The sequence below is a fragment of the Ignavibacteriales bacterium genome (assembly GCA_026390775.1).
Lineage (GTDB): Bacteria > Bacteroidota > Ignavibacteria > Ignavibacteriales > Melioribacteraceae > Fen-1258.
Genome location: JAPLFF010000007.1, coordinates 1,557,535 through 1,572,927, shown reverse-complemented (window position 1 = coordinate 1,572,927; position 15,393 = coordinate 1,557,535). Strand labels below are relative to the sequence as shown.

General features: G+C 35.0%; 11 protein-coding genes and 1 tRNA gene. 3 read left to right on the top strand and 9 right to left on the bottom strand.

Annotated elements, in window-relative coordinates:
- Window positions 1–257: 257 nt before the first annotated feature.
- The 4 genes from NTZ27_12070 to NTZ27_12055 all read right to left on the bottom strand — a co-directional run bounded on the left by NTZ27_12070 (window position 258) and on the right by NTZ27_12055 (window position 5,542).
- A complete protein-coding gene (locus NTZ27_12070; GenBank protein ID MCX6175479.1) occupies window positions 258–1,310 on the bottom strand; it encodes a hypothetical protein in 1,053 nt (350 codons plus the stop codon).
- A 435-nt stretch (window positions 1,311–1,745) separates the two neighbouring features.
- On the bottom strand, window positions 1,746–2,198 hold the full coding sequence (locus NTZ27_12065) for a hypothetical protein (protein MCX6175478.1): 453 nt from the start codon (window positions 2,196–2,198) through the stop codon (window positions 1,746–1,748).
- A 377-nt stretch (window positions 2,199–2,575) separates the two neighbouring features.
- Entirely contained in the window at window positions 2,576–4,780 is a 2,205-nt protein-coding gene (locus NTZ27_12060) for a T9SS type A sorting domain-containing protein (protein MCX6175477.1), read from the bottom strand.
- 12 nt (window positions 4,781–4,792) lie between these two features.
- On the bottom strand, window positions 4,793–5,542 hold the full coding sequence (locus tag NTZ27_12055) for a T9SS type A sorting domain-containing protein (GenBank protein MCX6175476.1): 750 nt from the start codon (window positions 5,540–5,542) through the stop codon (window positions 4,793–4,795).
- Window positions 5,543–6,341: 799 nt separating this feature from the next.
- Between NTZ27_12055 and NTZ27_12050 the strand changes: the two genes are divergently transcribed.
- Window positions 6,342–7,106 (top strand): integrase core domain-containing protein, encoded by a 765-nt coding sequence (locus NTZ27_12050; protein ID MCX6175475.1) that lies wholly within the window; start codon window positions 6,342–6,344, stop codon window positions 7,104–7,106.
- Window positions 7,107–7,392: 286 nt separating this feature from the next.
- On the opposite strand, the gene NTZ27_12045 is transcribed toward NTZ27_12050, so the two are convergent.
- Both NTZ27_12045 and NTZ27_12040 read right to left on the bottom strand, forming a co-directional pair.
- Window positions 7,393–7,482 (bottom strand) — tRNA-Ser (locus NTZ27_12045).
- The gene (locus NTZ27_12040) at window positions 7,461–7,721 is read right to left on the bottom strand and encodes a GIY-YIG nuclease family protein (protein MCX6175474.1); all 261 of its coding nucleotides are present in this window, start codon (window positions 7,719–7,721) and stop codon (window positions 7,461–7,463) included. Before NTZ27_12040 ends, NTZ27_12045 begins: the two co-directional genes overlap by 22 nt.
- A 239-nt stretch (window positions 7,722–7,960) precedes the next feature.
- Here NTZ27_12040 and NTZ27_12035 point away from each other — a divergent pair, with 239 nt between their 5' ends.
- Entirely contained in the window at window positions 7,961–9,802 is a 1,842-nt protein-coding gene (locus NTZ27_12035) for a glycoside hydrolase family 13 protein (protein MCX6175473.1), read from the top strand.
- A 4-nt stretch (window positions 9,803–9,806) separates the two neighbouring features.
- Here the strand turns inward: NTZ27_12035 and NTZ27_12030 are convergent, their stop codons facing one another.
- Genes NTZ27_12030 through NTZ27_12020 form a run of 3 tightly spaced genes read right to left on the bottom strand, consistent with a single transcriptional unit; the run spans window position 9,807 to window position 13,127 of the window.
- Entirely contained in the window at window positions 9,807–10,796 is a 990-nt protein-coding gene (locus NTZ27_12030) for a DUF4249 family protein (protein MCX6175472.1), read from the bottom strand.
- Window positions 10,793–13,048 (bottom strand): TonB-dependent receptor, encoded by a 2,256-nt coding sequence (locus NTZ27_12025; GenBank protein ID MCX6175471.1) that lies wholly within the window; start codon window positions 13,046–13,048, stop codon window positions 10,793–10,795. The genes NTZ27_12030 and NTZ27_12025 overlap by 4 nt, the downstream gene beginning before the upstream one ends.
- Entirely contained in the window at window positions 13,035–13,127 is a 93-nt protein-coding gene (locus tag NTZ27_12020) for a DUF5989 family protein (GenBank protein ID MCX6175470.1), read from the bottom strand. The genes NTZ27_12025 and NTZ27_12020 overlap by 14 nt, the downstream gene beginning before the upstream one ends.
- A gap of 196 nt (window positions 13,128–13,323) precedes the next feature.
- Here NTZ27_12020 and NTZ27_12015 point away from each other — a divergent pair, with 196 nt between their 5' ends.
- Window positions 13,324–15,309, top strand: coding sequence for a GDSL-type esterase/lipase family protein (locus tag NTZ27_12015; protein ID MCX6175469.1), 1,986 nt, complete (start codon window positions 13,324–13,326; stop codon window positions 15,307–15,309).
- Window positions 15,310–15,393: the final 84 nt, after the last annotated feature.

The following is a 15,393-nucleotide window of genomic DNA, read 5'->3' as shown; positions in this document are numbered from 1 at the left end:
ATCATTTCTGTCTGAGAATAATATATTCTCCGCCAAATTCATTTTAATCAATGGATGCAATGTTTTGAAAAATAGCGGTGACCAAATTTTTGCTAAGATTTTATTTTTCTATCTATATGTATGATCTATCAGTAATTAATATTGAAATGGCCAGACAACATTTGTGCATTTTAATATGTGCACGGGATTTTGGATATAGACAGTTTTCATCTTAAAAATACCATCTTTTTTGTTACCAATAATTTTCACCAATGTACTCAGTCAACCCAACATAAAAATTTAAAATAATTAGGAGGACTGGACTGAAGTGCTTCGTTAGTTATATCAATGTAACCACCGGAATAAATATCCTTAATTACAATTGATGAATTCTGTCTGTAAGCAATTAACTTATTTTTCTTATCCATAAAAAAATCAAACCGATAATAATCATCAAATTTGATATCAAACTCTTTCTCAAACTCTAGTGTCCGTGGGTTAACCAAAATAATATTTTTCTCATTAGTATCATCTTCCACAAAAAATAATTTTGAAGTTCCCGGCATAAACCCAACATATTCGTATAGTCTACAATAAATAGAATTAGTCACAATATTATCAAAGTTTGAAAAACTTGGAACAACGAATAATGAATCACTTACTTGATCATGAAAGTGCGGATCATAACCATCCGCAGTTTTTGATAAAAGCAAATAAGAAGCATCTTTGCTCAGCCCTTTAACCCACCATCTTTTCCCTGAATCAATTATTTGCATTGGTTTTTTCAAAAAAGCTAAAGAAGTTGTATTTGATTTAACTTTCCCCCTATTTGTTTCATTACTATTCACAAAATAATTTAAGACGCCTCTTTGAAAAATAAATCGATCATCACTTAACCAAACAATATCCTCAACAACTCCATTTAATTCAAAATTGTCACCCATGTGGTAAATAGGATTACTCAATAAATTTTTTGTGTAGGTATTTGTTTCTCCGATTAGAACAACCTCACAAGCTTTTTTTAGAAATGAATAAATAAATATTGTATCACTTTTTTCGAATTCGCTTTTTCCAAAATAATTTTTCTTAAAAGAAAATATACTTCCGCTGAGAGACCATTTTATATCTTTAATTGGGTAATTTAAAAACTTCTGCTCAGTGTTTTTTGATAATTCAACTAAAAGGGTTTCAATATTTGTTGAAAAAATTAGATATCTCTCATCTGGTGAAACAGATGAACAAACTACTTCACTTTTAATAATTTTTATTTCAATATTTGATGAATAATTAGTTTCTGATATTTCAATTATTTTGTCATTGAACTGGGCCAACAATTTCCCCTGGAATTTAGGAGGGGTTGTCTGACAACCATAAAAAATAAAAATTGAAATTAAGAACAATTTAAACATGAGAATTGGGAAATGCACAATTATTATTTTTTCGTAATTCATTGTTTTCTCTAATTATTTACTTTCAATTATTTTTCTAAACGAGTTGTATATATTCACGGCTTACACACCCGTCCGCCCCAAACAAAAAAATTCCGGTTTGAAAAACGAACGTCAATAATTTTCAACAAATTTATTTATTGGAAAAATGTTTAACAGAATTACCAACTTTTCACCAAACCCGAAAATCTGAAAGATGTCGCAATGAAAACGCGGTCGGGTGGAAAAGCTGGTTATGTGCCGCACAGCTCATATGCGTTGTGATCGTGTTCGCCGATTTGAAAAAAAAATGAACTAATGCCGTCGTGTCGATGCCGTTCATTTTGTTTCCGATTTTTTCCAACGAATATATTTAACCTTTTGTTCAGGCTCGTCCACTGGCATTGCAAACCCTAAAGAACCATACTGATAGAATAGAAAAATCTCAACACGATCATTCACCCCACGTGGTGCTTGCATGAAGAACTCATCACGCGATATTTTTATTTGTTTGTCCGCTTTGCCATACTTCTTGATGATATCTTTTATGTTTGGTTGATCTTTGTCTGGGATGCCAAACACAAACTGTGGAGACATGCTAGCCAACTTCTTTATATTTTTTGCAAATGATGGAGTAAAGAAAAGAGTGTCCGAAAGTATTTTATCAGCGGTTGACTGATTCTGCATTTTGTTTTTCTGTTGAATTTGTGTCTTTTGATTTGGGCTTCCGTAAATAACAATAACGGTTATAATAGACAAGAATAACTTAATGAAGAACGAAGATTTTTTCATTATTTCCTCCTTTGGCATTAGACTATGTAGCACATAACTATTAATTAACCCGCCAACGGACAATGTGGCGGATGTTGTTTATCTACCAGTATATTCTTTGTTTCCGTTTCATTTTCCAATTTTTTGGCGTGATATCATTCCATCTATTAAAGTATGATATCAAGCAGAATTCTTAGCTCACACGCCGTTTTAGATATCAGAATTAAATTAATCGAGAAAAGGAAATAATAAGTTTTGTTATATAGAAAGTCTTACGACTTATAATTCGCGAGTGGTTATAGGAAAAGATATTTATAATTTGCAGAATCATGGTGGGATTACTCTTTGTTGCAGATGCAACTTAAAATAAAAAAAGGTATCTGTCAAACTGCATGAGCTCATTTCAACAGTATCATTTTTTTAGTTTGCATGAATTCTCCTGCTTGAATCTTGTAGAAATAAATTCCACTTGGCATTTTTGAACCATCAAAACTAATTTCGTGATAACCCGCTTCTAATTCCATATTAAACAAAATCTTAATTTCTTTCCCCAGTAAGTCATAAATTATCAATTGGGTTAATGCAGTCTCGGGTAAGCCAAATTTAATTTTTGTTGTTGGATTAAATGGATTAGGATAATTTTGGTTGAGCTCAAATTTAGTCGGGGATTCTTCATTTTCCTTTTTTACTGATGTTACTATTTCCGATAGAGGACGGCGCCATACTCCTCCCCAATAGGTTCCCACATACAGGAAGTTGTCGCTTACTGTCAAAGAACTTACATCATATTCATTCAAACCTGTATTTACTCCATTCCAGGTAATACCAAAGTTTGTTGAAAGAAACACACCACCACCGAATGTAGCTGCAAAAAGATTGTTGTCTTTCATTGTAAAAGCTTTTACATATTCTTTATTGATCAAACCAGTATTTCTATCAATCCAGCCTCCACCGCCGTCGACTGAGACATGAACTCCTGAAGAAGTTCCCTGAATTATGTTGATCCCGCTTATATAGAGTGCACTCACTGGATCGCTCCAAGTCGGAATCCAAAATATATATATTGACTCTCCAGAAAATCTTAAACTTGGATCATTTGAAAAATAAATTCCCTTAGAAGTCCCTGCTATGACAAACTGATCTTTGACAGCTATAGCATTTACTTTAGTATCGGTCAATCCCTTGACACTCCAATTTCTTCCCCGATCTATACTAGAATAAACACCCGCAGAAGTTCCCGCGAAAATAATAGAAGTGTTACTTGGATCAATGGCAAATGAATTAACAAAATTTCCATAATAACCTAAGCTCCAACTGTTTCCATAGTCAGTTGACATAACCATACCACCATCGATACCTGCATATAAAATACTACCGGTCACACTGTTTGATGACCATGCCAATGAGTTGACGCTTACGTTATCTAGTGTGAAAGAAAAACCCGGATAAGAAGGTATCTCTAAAGAAACACTATTTAATTTGTTCCAGCCAATTCCATCATTTGTTGAAACAAAGGTACCGCAATGTTCGGTACCCGCGAAAAGTTTATTCCCAAGTTGAGTTAATGATAACACAGATGCGAAAATTCCTGAATTCGCAGATGTCCAGTTTAATCCATTATTTGTAGAACGAAAAATCCCGCTGTTTGTACCAGCAAATAAATTTTCCCCGTTATAGATAAGTGCATTTACATAAAGATTTGTCAAACCAGAATTACAAGAATACCAACTGGAGCCATTATCCGAACGAAAGATTCCGCCTCCATAAGTACCTGCTAATATTGGGCCTCCACTGCATGCAAGTGCTCGAACATTGCTGCTGTACGTTAATCCATTATTCACTGAAAAAAAATAATCCGGAACAATAGGATTCCACGAAAGATAAACTCCATCACCTAAACATGCAGCGTAGACATTTGAACCTTGTACGGCAAGAGACGAAATATTGCCTGGTTGGGATGGTGGAGATGGATAGGCAACCCAACTCATACCATTATCTGTGGAGAATGATAATTTCAGATGAAGATATTGGGATCCACCACCTGCTAGAAGACCGCCTCTGTATTCTGTAAAAGCAGGACTATATATTGATTCATGTATGATGTTAAAAATCCCAGTGCTATCCCAAATAGCAACTCTAACACTATCTGGAGTCCAACTATTTCCGTTGTCTGTGGAATGAAATAGTCCGCCTTCAGTATTATAATGATTGATGTTTGCAAACAAAGTACCCCCATAGATGTAAACCGAGCCTACATCGCGTTGAGTAAGTCCGAGGTGTATCCATGTGGCCCCGTAATTGTGTGAAATGTAAACTCCTCTATCTGTTCCGGCTAGTAAAGTACTCCCGCTTGCAGATAGAGAATACACATGGGAGATATTGTCACTAGATAATGTTGTAGTGGTAATATTCCAATTCATTCCATTGTTAGTTGAAAGATAGATTTTACCGGAATTTGTACCAGCATAAAGATTGTTCCCGCTTGCGGCAAAGCAAGTTATTTGAGCTCCTGTTGGTCCATTTGTTTGTACCCATTGTGCTTCTAAATTAAAATAAGATGAAAAAATTACAGTTGTCAATTGAAGTAGAAATATTTTTTTCATTTCAAACTCAACTTATTTTTCTATAACTAATTTTTTTGTGTCTGAGAAGTTTGGGGTTGTTAACTTATAGAAATAAACTCCGCTTGAAATTGAATTATTCGTTATACTAAATGTTGAATAGTGATTTCCAGCCTGCTTATATTCATTTACAAGTATTGCAACTTCTTTTCCCAAAACATTATAAACTTTAAGTGAAACAAAACCTGCAATAGGTAACTGATAATTTATAATTGTACTTGGATTAAACGGATTTGGGTAATTTTGTGATAACATATAACTAACTGGTATTTCCTTCAAATTCTCAACTGAAGTAATAACAGATAATATCCCTACATGAAAATACCCCGGATCACCTTGAGCGCCTCCCAAATATGATGTCCCATTAATTGTATACCGATAACAAAAATTATAATTACCAGCTGGTAGAAGATTTCCGTTTACTGTTGCTCTATATTCATACGTAGTGCCCACTTGTAAATAAAAATCAGCTACTATAATTGCTACTTGGTTCTGCCTTGGATCATTTGAAGGATATGGCAAATCTGCATTGGTTAAGTACAACGCAGCGCTGATAAGAGAACCATTTCCGGCGTGGTCAGTAATTCCTGGCATGGTAATCATTCCCAGAATATCTATTGTTAGATTATTTGTTATTATTGCATGAACTGGATTCAAATCGAATGTTTGTGCTACAGTACAAGTATTGTTTCCGAATTGTAATATCAAAATAATTGAAATCACTAAAAAGCATGATCGTTTCATAGTAACCCTCCTTTTAAAAGCAAAGAACTTTATCTTGACTTATCTCAGATGTTCTATTCGGACTGGCCGAGCTATACTACTATCATCCTTCCTACAAATTAGAGATATCGGACTAAATTTTGGCTCACAAATTATTGTGCAAGCCCAATCCAGACAGAAAAAGGAATACTATTAGTTTTTATTTATATTAAATTTTACGACTAATAATTCGCGAGAGCTGAGAGGAAAAGATATATTGAAATTGATGACCCATTGTGAGTTTGTCTTTGTTACAATTGCAAAATAAAATAAAAAATTAAATCTATCAATTAGTAAAGTCTGGTATGATTAGGAGAATAATAACACTTGAGGTGTTTAGGTTGTGTCGGGAACCACAACAAAATTAGTTTTGTCAACATGTCCAAATGTCATTTTTAAAAAATAGCCTCTTATTCCGAGGCTTATCTTATTCAGCTTTGTGGCTTTTCAAAATCCCGTCCATCAAAAAATCAATCTTTCAAATCGAAAAGCCATATTTTTGCTCTCCGAGAATTAACTTGTCAGGCTCATTATGCTTAAATATTTATTATGTTTTTTACTTGGCCTCTTCAAATCAAGAACACAACTACAATTGGAAATAATCTTTCTTAGAAAACAACTTGAAATCTTAAGCAGATCCTCAAAGAGAATCCATATGAGAAAGCGTGATCAGCTCTTCTTCCTATTCATTCGAAAAATCTTCTGTAAGTGGCGAAATAGTCTAATCATCATTAAACCAGAAACAGTTATCAGATGACACAGAAAAGGTTTTAATATTTATTTGCGATGGAAAAGTAAGAATTATTCAGGAAGACCAAAGGTTCCGATAGAACAAATTGAACTCATTAAAAGGATTGCAACCGAGAATCCAATGTGGGGTGTACCTCGAATACACGGAGAAATTCTAAAACTCGGTTATGATATTTCGCAAGTGACTGTTTGGAGATATACTCCGAAGGATAAGTATAATAAAACTGGACAACGTTGGAAAACTTTTCTTAAAAACCATGTCTCTGAAATTATTTCAATCGACTTCTTTTGTGTCCCTACTATTAATTTCAAGTTGTTACATGTTTTAGTCTTTCTCTCTCATGGGAGACGAAAGATTATTCACTTTAATATTACTGCTAATCCAACTTCTGAATGGGCTACACAACAACTTAAGAATGCATTTTATGATTCTGATATTCCTAAATACTTGATTAGAGATCGTGACTGTAGATTTGGTAATTTATTTAAACAAAGTGTTTCAGACTTTGGTGTTCGTGAAATTGTTACTGCATATCGATCACCATGGCAGAATGGATATGTTGAAAGAGTTATTGATAGTATTAGAAGAGAGTTTCTTGATCATCTAGTTGTAATAAATGAAAATCATCTTCGTAAGCTTCTGAAAGAATATTTTCGTTATTACAATCATCAACGAACTCATCTTGGGTTGAATAAAGATTCTCCCGAATCAAGAATTGTTCATGTAATTGGCAAGATTGAGAAAGTTGCTGTTGCCAATGGATTGCATAACTTCTACTTTAGGAAAGTTGCGTAATTAATTCTTTAATTTTAATCTGCGTTAAAAATCTTCGCTGATCGACCAAAGGTTATATTCTTTTCGACTAAAACTGTAACAAGACAATAATTTTTTGACAAATTTATGTTAGTACTTCTCGAAATTTTTCGTCCTTATCACTGATTGAAACAATAATTATTTTAATATTCAGTCAAAAATAGAGACGGATGGAATATTGAATATGGACACGTCTAGGCAGACCCCTCTAGAAAACAAAAACCTCGAAAACAGCATTCATTTGCTATAATCGAGGTTTTATTTTTCTTGGCGGAGAGTCAGGGATTCGAACCCCGGATAGACTTGCATCTATAACGGTTTTCAAGACCGCCGCATTCAACCACTCTGCCAACTCTCCGTTTTTATTAATTCTTTGAATTTAAATCCTGACTTATAAGATTTAATTTCTTTTTCTCTGCTAAAAGCTTGAGATTTATTTTCAAAGACTTCAGTGTAAACAACTTTCCAAGGCACGAATGCTCTTGTAGATGAAACTTTACCTTTATTATGTTCCGCTAATCTTCGTTCCACATTATCAGAACAACTTATATAATGTCTATTCGAATTATTACTTTCAAGAATATAAACAGAATACATATTCTACCGCTGCATTTCCCGCAAAGCGGGACAAGCAACCTTTACCCCGTATGCGGGGACGAAGTTTATCCCGCCCTGCGGGACCAACTCTCCGTTCTAAATACATTTTCTTAAAAAACGCTCACAACAATAAGAAAAAAAATTTTATTTCTCCATTTCCGCAATAATGTCAAAAAAATTTTATTCATACATGTTATTCAATATATTTAATTATCGAATCATTTATTTCTGAGGTTATAATGTCATTACAAAGATTTATCGTTTATCTATTTCTAATTATTATTTCCATTAATACTATCGTTAATTCACAACATATAATTAAAGTCCCGGCATGGACTAAACAAGCAATCTGGTACCAAATTTTTCCGGAAAGATTTTTCAACGGAGATAAATCCAACGATCCTAAACCGATCGATTTAGAAGGCGGCTGGCCTTACGACGTACCTGCAGGATGGCAGATTCATCCTTGGACTTCTGATTGGTATAAGCTACAGCCATGGGAAGTAAAAGACGGTCATGATTTTTATTGGAATGCCGGTGTTAGAAGATATGGCGGCGATTTACAAGGCATCTTAAATAAACTTGATTACCTAAAGCAACTTGGTATAAATGCAATTTATCTTAACCCAATTTTTGAATCGCCATCTTTGCATAAATATGATGCTTCAATGTATCATCACATTGATAATAATTTTGGTCCGAATCCCGAAAAGGATAGAGAACTCTGGACGCAAGAAAATCCTGATGATTCTTCAACCTGGAAATGGACAACAGCAGACAAACTTTTTCTAAAACTTATCAGTGAATGTCATAAACGTGGAATAAAAATTATCATTGATGGTGTCTTCAATCATGTGGGAACAACATTCTGGGCTTTCAAAGATGTAGTTAAGAATCAGCAGAAGTCAAAACACAAAGATTGGTTCGTAATAAAATCATGGGACGATCCAAACACGCCTAAAAATGAATTCGATTATGAGGGCTGGGCTGGTATAAAAGATCTACCGAGATTCCGTCAAGATGAAAACGGAATTGTATCCGGGCCAAAAGAACATATTCATGCAATCATTAAACGATGGATGGAGCCCAACGGAAATCCTTCGGATGGAATTGACGGCTGGCGGCTCGATGTTGCCGAACAAGTGAATCATAATTTCTGGAAAACTTTTAGAACATGGGTTAAGGAAATTAATTCTGATGCTTACATTGTAGGAGAAATTTTCTGGGACGATTGGCAGAAAGATAAAATGATGGATGCCGGACCATGGTTGCATGGCGACGAGTTTGATGCTGTAATGAATTATCGTTTTGCTCGTGCACTCAAAGAATTTGTTCTCAACAAGAAAGACCAGATAGGACCCCAAGGATTCATTGATTCATTGAACACACTTTACAAAAAATATCCTATAGAAAATAATTATGTGATGATGAATTTGCTCGACAGCCACGATGTTGAACGTGTTTCTTCAATGATCGTGAACCCCGATTTGTGGTATGACCATGACGGCAATCCATCCAACAATAAAAATTATGATGTGCGAAAACCAACAGATCAAGAGAGATTAAAACAAAAGCTGGTTGTAGGTTTACAGTTTATGCTTCCGGGTGCACCACAAGTTTACTATGGCGATGAAGCCGGAATGTGGGGCGGAGATGATCCTGATTGCCGTAAACCAATGGTGTGGCCTGAATTAAATTATGATACTGAAACTAATCATCCTTTCGGATTGCCGCGTGTAAAAGATGAAGTTGAGTTTGATAAAAATATTTTTGATTGGTACAAAAAAATTATCGCTATCAGAACGCAAAATAAAGTATTAGCCCTTGGTGATATTAAGTTTAACGTAATTGATGAGAATAAAAAAATTCTCGGTTTCTCTCGTGAGTTCAAGGGTGATAAGATCTTCATCATTCTAAATAATAACTCGTCACCAAACAAAATTTCTTTAGTAAAAAATAAATTCATGTTAGATAATAATTCTTATACGGATTTGATTAACGGAAATATGATCAGGCCGGTTAAAGGAAATTTTAATTTTGAATTAAAACCGTATCAGATAATGATTTTAAAAAGCGAATAGAATTTTATTTCTGATAGCCGAGATAACCGTAAGCGCTAATCAGATATTTCGGATCGAATTGGATTACTCTTTTTGTGTAAGAGTATGACCCGAAAAATCCGAAGCCGCCGGTTATGTCTGTAAAATCGGCGGGAAAGTTTCTCACTGTGAATCCGTAATTGAAAAATTGTTCCGACGAAAAATATTTTGAAAGATTGTCGTCTAACACCATGATCTCTACATTAAGAGTACCTATTAAGTACCTTCCTTTTTTAGAATCTCCCGCCGAGATTTGCCTTAATGCTATATCTAATAATTTTCTTGGTATTTGTACCTTATTCTCAAATACGCTCTTACTCATAACATAAGAAGTATCGCTCCCGGAAATGTCCATTGCAACTGGAACCCTCTTTACAAATCCCACCGTATCGCCATTGAGTTCTTTGTGGTAATAATTTAAATATGCCCTTGCAGTCTTCGCGGTGTTGGAATTGCTGTTTTTCCAAACCACGTTTATATATACCGTATCGTTCCCGATAAATGGGCCGGGAAGGAACGGAAGAGTTTTGGCTTCATCAAAATAAATTCCTTCCGGTACATTTGTGACTGATAAAAGTTTCTGTCCATCCGGCAATGCAACATTTAACTCAATTTGTTTACCGTAAACCGGTCTAAAATTTTTGATGTAATAATATTTTGCCGGAGTGTTGAATCTTGTATTAATATTTCCGTTGTCAACAGTATCTCTGAAAAAATACTGCTTTGGCGAATCTGAATACTTGAGCGAAATGACCGCTCCATCAACTGCCGGATCTGTTGTTAACTTTTGAGGATCGAATCCTTGTACGTCGTAAGCTTTGGAAATGTAAGCCGTCTGAAACGTAGTATCACTTCTTAAGATGAGATTAATGGAATACTTATTCTGCAATTCACCTTTTGGGGAAAAAGTTTCCTCGCAACTGATTGATAAACCTGTCAAAGCAAGTATTACTAAGTAATATGTTGTTTTTTTCATAACTCTACCTTGACAGTTGCCGTTAAAAGAAAAGGAAGCATGTTTACAATTTTGCCGGTGTTTTGTTCAAAGTAAAAAATATTTTTACGGTTGTATACGTTGACAGCGCTTATATCCAGATCCATTTTCATAAAATCAAAATTAAGTTTCTTCGATAAACTTAAATCCAATCTGTGATAATCAGGTAATCTTGCAGAGTTTTTTGCACCAAATAAAGTGATCGGAAATAACAGTACATAGATTTTGTAGTCGTTAAAGAAATCATTCAACGACAACTTATCATAGTAGCCCGCTTGCTGAGTATAAGGGAATCCTGAGTGATAGACCCAGTTTGCGCTGAACTGCCAATCGTACGGCAATTTGATCGTTGCCAAAATATTTAGATTATGCCGGGAGTCGTAACGCGGTGAATATCTTACGCCATCAACTTCCTTAAACGCCCAACTCAATGTATAAGCCAATGTAACATCTATCAGATCGGAATTAAATTTTGTTTGTAATTCGCCGCCGTAAGATTCCCCGGTGCTAAGCAAAAGATCCGGCTCATCGAACCTTGTTTTATTTTCATTTAGTGTTGGCGCAGCATTAATCTTCTTGTAATAACTTTCAACATTCACTGAAATGTAATCGGATAATTTGGAAGCGATTCCGAAAATATAATGCTCAGCCCTTGTTTTGGTTAGATACGATGGAACTATCACTACCGGATCGAATAACGATAGTACTTCTCTCTCATCTTCGATCGTAGTTAACTCTTGCTGAAAAACTCCGAACGCCGCTTTAGCAATCAGCTCGGGTGTAAACATATAACTTACATTGACGCGTGGTTCCGCAAATACTCCTTTGGCAGCAATGTCTTTTATATTTAAGCGCGTCCCCACGTCCAACGTAAAATTAGAAAGACTAAGAAATTTATAATTTAGATATGCATTGGAACCTATTCCGTCGGAACCAACATCGGTTCGGAAATCGAGATTACTTTGCAAGAATAGTTGTGTAGTAACAGACTTTATATCCAGACCAAGATTAATTTCATCTTTATTATCCAATATGTATGTGAAATCTGTGGTCATAGTAAAATCGCTTACTTCATTCGACTTTGGTTTTAATCCGCTAAGCTTCGGAATAATTTCGTTTTTATACTTGCTTAGTGTAATCCCAAAATCTAAGAACAACGGAACTTCGCCTACTGTGAATACATGAAAACCCCAGTCACTGTTCGACCAGCTGTAATCCGGCTGATGCGGATCAGAATATATGAGATTATCCTGGCTTGTCAATCCTTGAAAAGTAAATTTTGAACCAGAGAAGAAAACCGGATTTGCATAATTTAATTTGAAAGCGAGATCGTAGAAATCTACCGGAAGATCGTTATTGTTAACAAACTTCTTGAGAATTTCATTTGATAAACTTTTTCTTCCGGAAATATAGAACGACCCGTCGGGAATCGGTCCTTCAATCATTCCTTTAACAGATAAAAAGCTTGCGCCGAGTTTTGCATCATATTTATTTTTATCGCCGTCTTTTGTGGTAATGTTCAGCACGGAAGAAATTGCTCTTCCATACTTTGAAGGAAAACCCCCGCGGAAGAATTCGACACTGTTAATTATGTCTGGATCCATCACGCTGAATAAACCGATTGCATGAAACGGATAATAGACCGGCATACCATCTAAGAGAATTAAGTTTTGATTGGACTCTCCGCCCCTCACATTGAACTTTGCCGAAACATCGCTTGTAGATTGAACACCGGGTAACGATGCAAGCGATCTTAATACATCTGTCTCAACACTTTTAGGAATAGTCTCAAGTTCCTTAGGTGTAAGAACTGTTTTGCTTATATCGGTAAGGTTTTCGTGCTTGCCGAGATACTCAACTTTCTCGATCGTTTTCATCTGAATGCTTGACGGAGCGAGATCTATTTTTATATCAGTGACTTCGCCTGCTTTTGTCTCAACATGTAATTGTTTCGTTTTGTAACCGACATACGATGTAACTAGCGTGTAACTTCTGCCTGCAGGTAATGATCTGATAACAAAATACCCTCTGTTGTTTGTAGATGAACCAACATTTAACTCTTTAATATAAACGTTGCCGTACGGCAATGATTCTAAAGTGGTAGAGTCTCGTACAACACCTCGAATTGTTCCTTTGTCTTGAGCGAAAGAAGAATAACAGGTTAATACGATGATAAAAAGAAGAAGACGCAGAAGGTTTACTAATCTTTTATTCACTGTATTAGAAGATAGCATATATAAACGGCGCCAAAGCTGAACCTTTAGTCAATATTATCAATCCCCCAAGAAGGATTAGAAAGAAAACAATTGGCATTAGCCACCATTTTTTTCGCTCGCGGAGGAAAGTCCAGAGCTGACCCAATGTGGAAAGCTTGCTCATCTATTTACCTAAACTATTATTACTATTTACATACAAAGTGTAATCATAAAATTAATTTCAGTCAAGGATTTCGTCTTCCACCATTAAACATTTTTGTTTATTTTTATTTACAAAATAGCCCGGAGATCATTTGGCGCTTACAAAAATGCAGATCAAATTTATAGAAAAGAACCGAAAAAAATTATCTGCTGAAAAGATTTCAAAAGAATTAAATGTTCCTCTCGAAGAAGTAAAAAAATATAACGAGTGGAGATCGGTTCAGAAAGCTCCAGTCTATTTTTACATCATATTAGTTTTAATTCCCGTCATATTTTTTGTTCTGCTCGAAGTTTGTCTCCGAATTTTTCATTACGGAAACGATCTTTCCATGTGGTCATCTATAACTGAGGACAAACTCATTTTAAATTCAGAAGTCGCACATCGTTACTTTTCCACGGTTAAAAACGTTCCGACATCAATTGAAGATGTGTTTGATAAAGAAAAGAAACCTAACTCGTTTCGTGTTTTTGTTCTTGGCGAAAGCAGCGCTGCCGGATATCCTTTTATGCCGCTCGGTTCTTTCTCTCGATACATTCGCAAAAGATTAGAGCTTGCTTACCCAAACAATAAAATTGAAATTATTAACATCGGTCTTACTGCTGTTAATAGTTATACCATTCGTGATTTTATACCTGGAGTTTTAGAAGAGAGCCCAGATTTAATTTTAATCTACACCGGGCATAATGAATATTACGGCGCTCTTGGTATTGGATCGTTGGAATCTTTTGGTAACTCAAGAACATTTATAAATTTAGTTCTTTACCTCAATAGATTTAAAACTACTCAACTAGTCAAAAATTTCATTCAATGGTGTATGGAATTATTTTCTTCAACTGATGCGAATACAAAAAGCGGCACTCTTATGTCCCGCATGGCAAAGGAACAGTACATTGAATTTAATTCGGAAAATTACAAACAAGGGCTCGCTCAATTTTCAGATAATATGCACGACGTAATTGAAATCGTAAAGCAAGCAAATGTACCTATTATGATCGGGACACTAACGAGTAATTTGAAAGATCAGAAACCATTTATTTCTGTAAAGAGCGGAAAATATCCACCGGCAGAACAAGTTTTTGATGAAGCACAATCAGATTACAGTTTAGGTAAATACAAAACGGCAGATTCGTTATTCCGTTTTGCAAAGGATTTGGATGCACTTCGTTTTAGAGCGCCTGAAGAAATTAACAAAACAATAAAAAAGTTTGGTAAGGAATACAATATTCCCATTATTGATGTTGATTCTGTTTTCAATGCTTCGAGTCCTAACGGAATTGTAGGAAATAATTTAATGACCGATCATCTTCATCCGACTCTTCAAGGATACCAATTAATGGGTAAACTGTTTTATGAAAAGATGACAAAAATGAAATACTTACCAAAAAATGCCGCCTCTTCAATACCATTTGAGAAACAAGACAGTACAACACTTGCAAGCTTCCCATTTTTTAAAATTGATTCCACAATCGCTGCCTATAGAATAAAATACCTGAAAAACGATTGGCCTTATATTGACCCTAAAAATAAAATTGCAGCTAACATTCTTCTTGCCCCTAAGACCTTTGAAGATTCTCTCGCGTTTAAGGTTGTTATAGAAGGACTTAGCTGGGCGGAATGTCATGAAAAAGTTGTTGAAAGATGTCTCAAGGAAAGAAAAATTGATGAGTTCTTACATGAAATAGAAATACTCCTTTATCAATATCCGATAATTGTAGACTATTACAAATTCATTGATGGTTTTGCACTGGATTTTATGAACAGAAAAGATTTCGGTAATGCCTATAAAATTCTTTTAAAACGATATCAGATTCAACCAAATGATTTCTCGACTAAATGGCTGGGTACTATTGATTTGAATCAATCCCGAATTCAATCCGCTATTAAATATTTGGAACAAAGTTATTCGTTTAACTCAAATGACAACCAGACGATTTACAACCTTGCCGGTGCTTATGCTTTGAATAAAGATTATAGGAAAAGTTATGATATGATTACAAAAATTTTGAAGTTGGATCCATACTATCCCGGTGCACAAAATCTGTTGCAGCAGTTGAAAAATGTATTGAAAATAAATTAGTCGTGTGAATCAAGAAATTAGAAAGTAACCTTTTCTTTTTAAAAAGAAAAAGCCGAGCTTATTCAGTTCGGCTTTTTCCAAATC

Bases quoted from the DNA above. Each gene is read 5' to 3' on its own strand.
- NTZ27_12065 (MCX6175478.1), bottom strand. From the start codon at position 2,198: ATGAAAAAATCTTCGTTCTTCATTAAGTTATTCTTGTCTATTATAACC.
- NTZ27_12060 (MCX6175477.1), bottom strand. From the start codon at position 4,780: ATGAAAAAAATATTTCTACTTCAATTGACAACTGTAATTTTTTCATCT.
- NTZ27_12055 (MCX6175476.1), bottom strand. From the start codon at position 5,542: ATGAAACGATCATGCTTTTTAGTGATTTCAATTATTTTGATATTACAA.
- NTZ27_12040 (MCX6175474.1), bottom strand. From the start codon at position 7,721: ATGTATTCTGTTTATATTCTTGAAAGTAATAATTCGAATAGACATTAT.
- NTZ27_12035 (MCX6175473.1), top strand. From the start codon at position 7,961: ATGTCATTACAAAGATTTATCGTTTATCTATTTCTAATTATTATTTCC.
- NTZ27_12030 (MCX6175472.1), bottom strand. From the start codon at position 10,796: ATGAAAAAAACAACATATTACTTAGTAATACTTGCTTTGACAGGTTTA.
- NTZ27_12025 (MCX6175471.1), bottom strand. From the start codon at position 13,048: ATGCTATCTTCTAATACAGTGAATAAAAGATTAGTAAACCTTCTGCGT.
- NTZ27_12020 (MCX6175470.1), bottom strand. From the start codon at position 13,127: ATGCCAATTGTTTTCTTTCTAATCCTTCTTGGGGGATTGATAATATTG.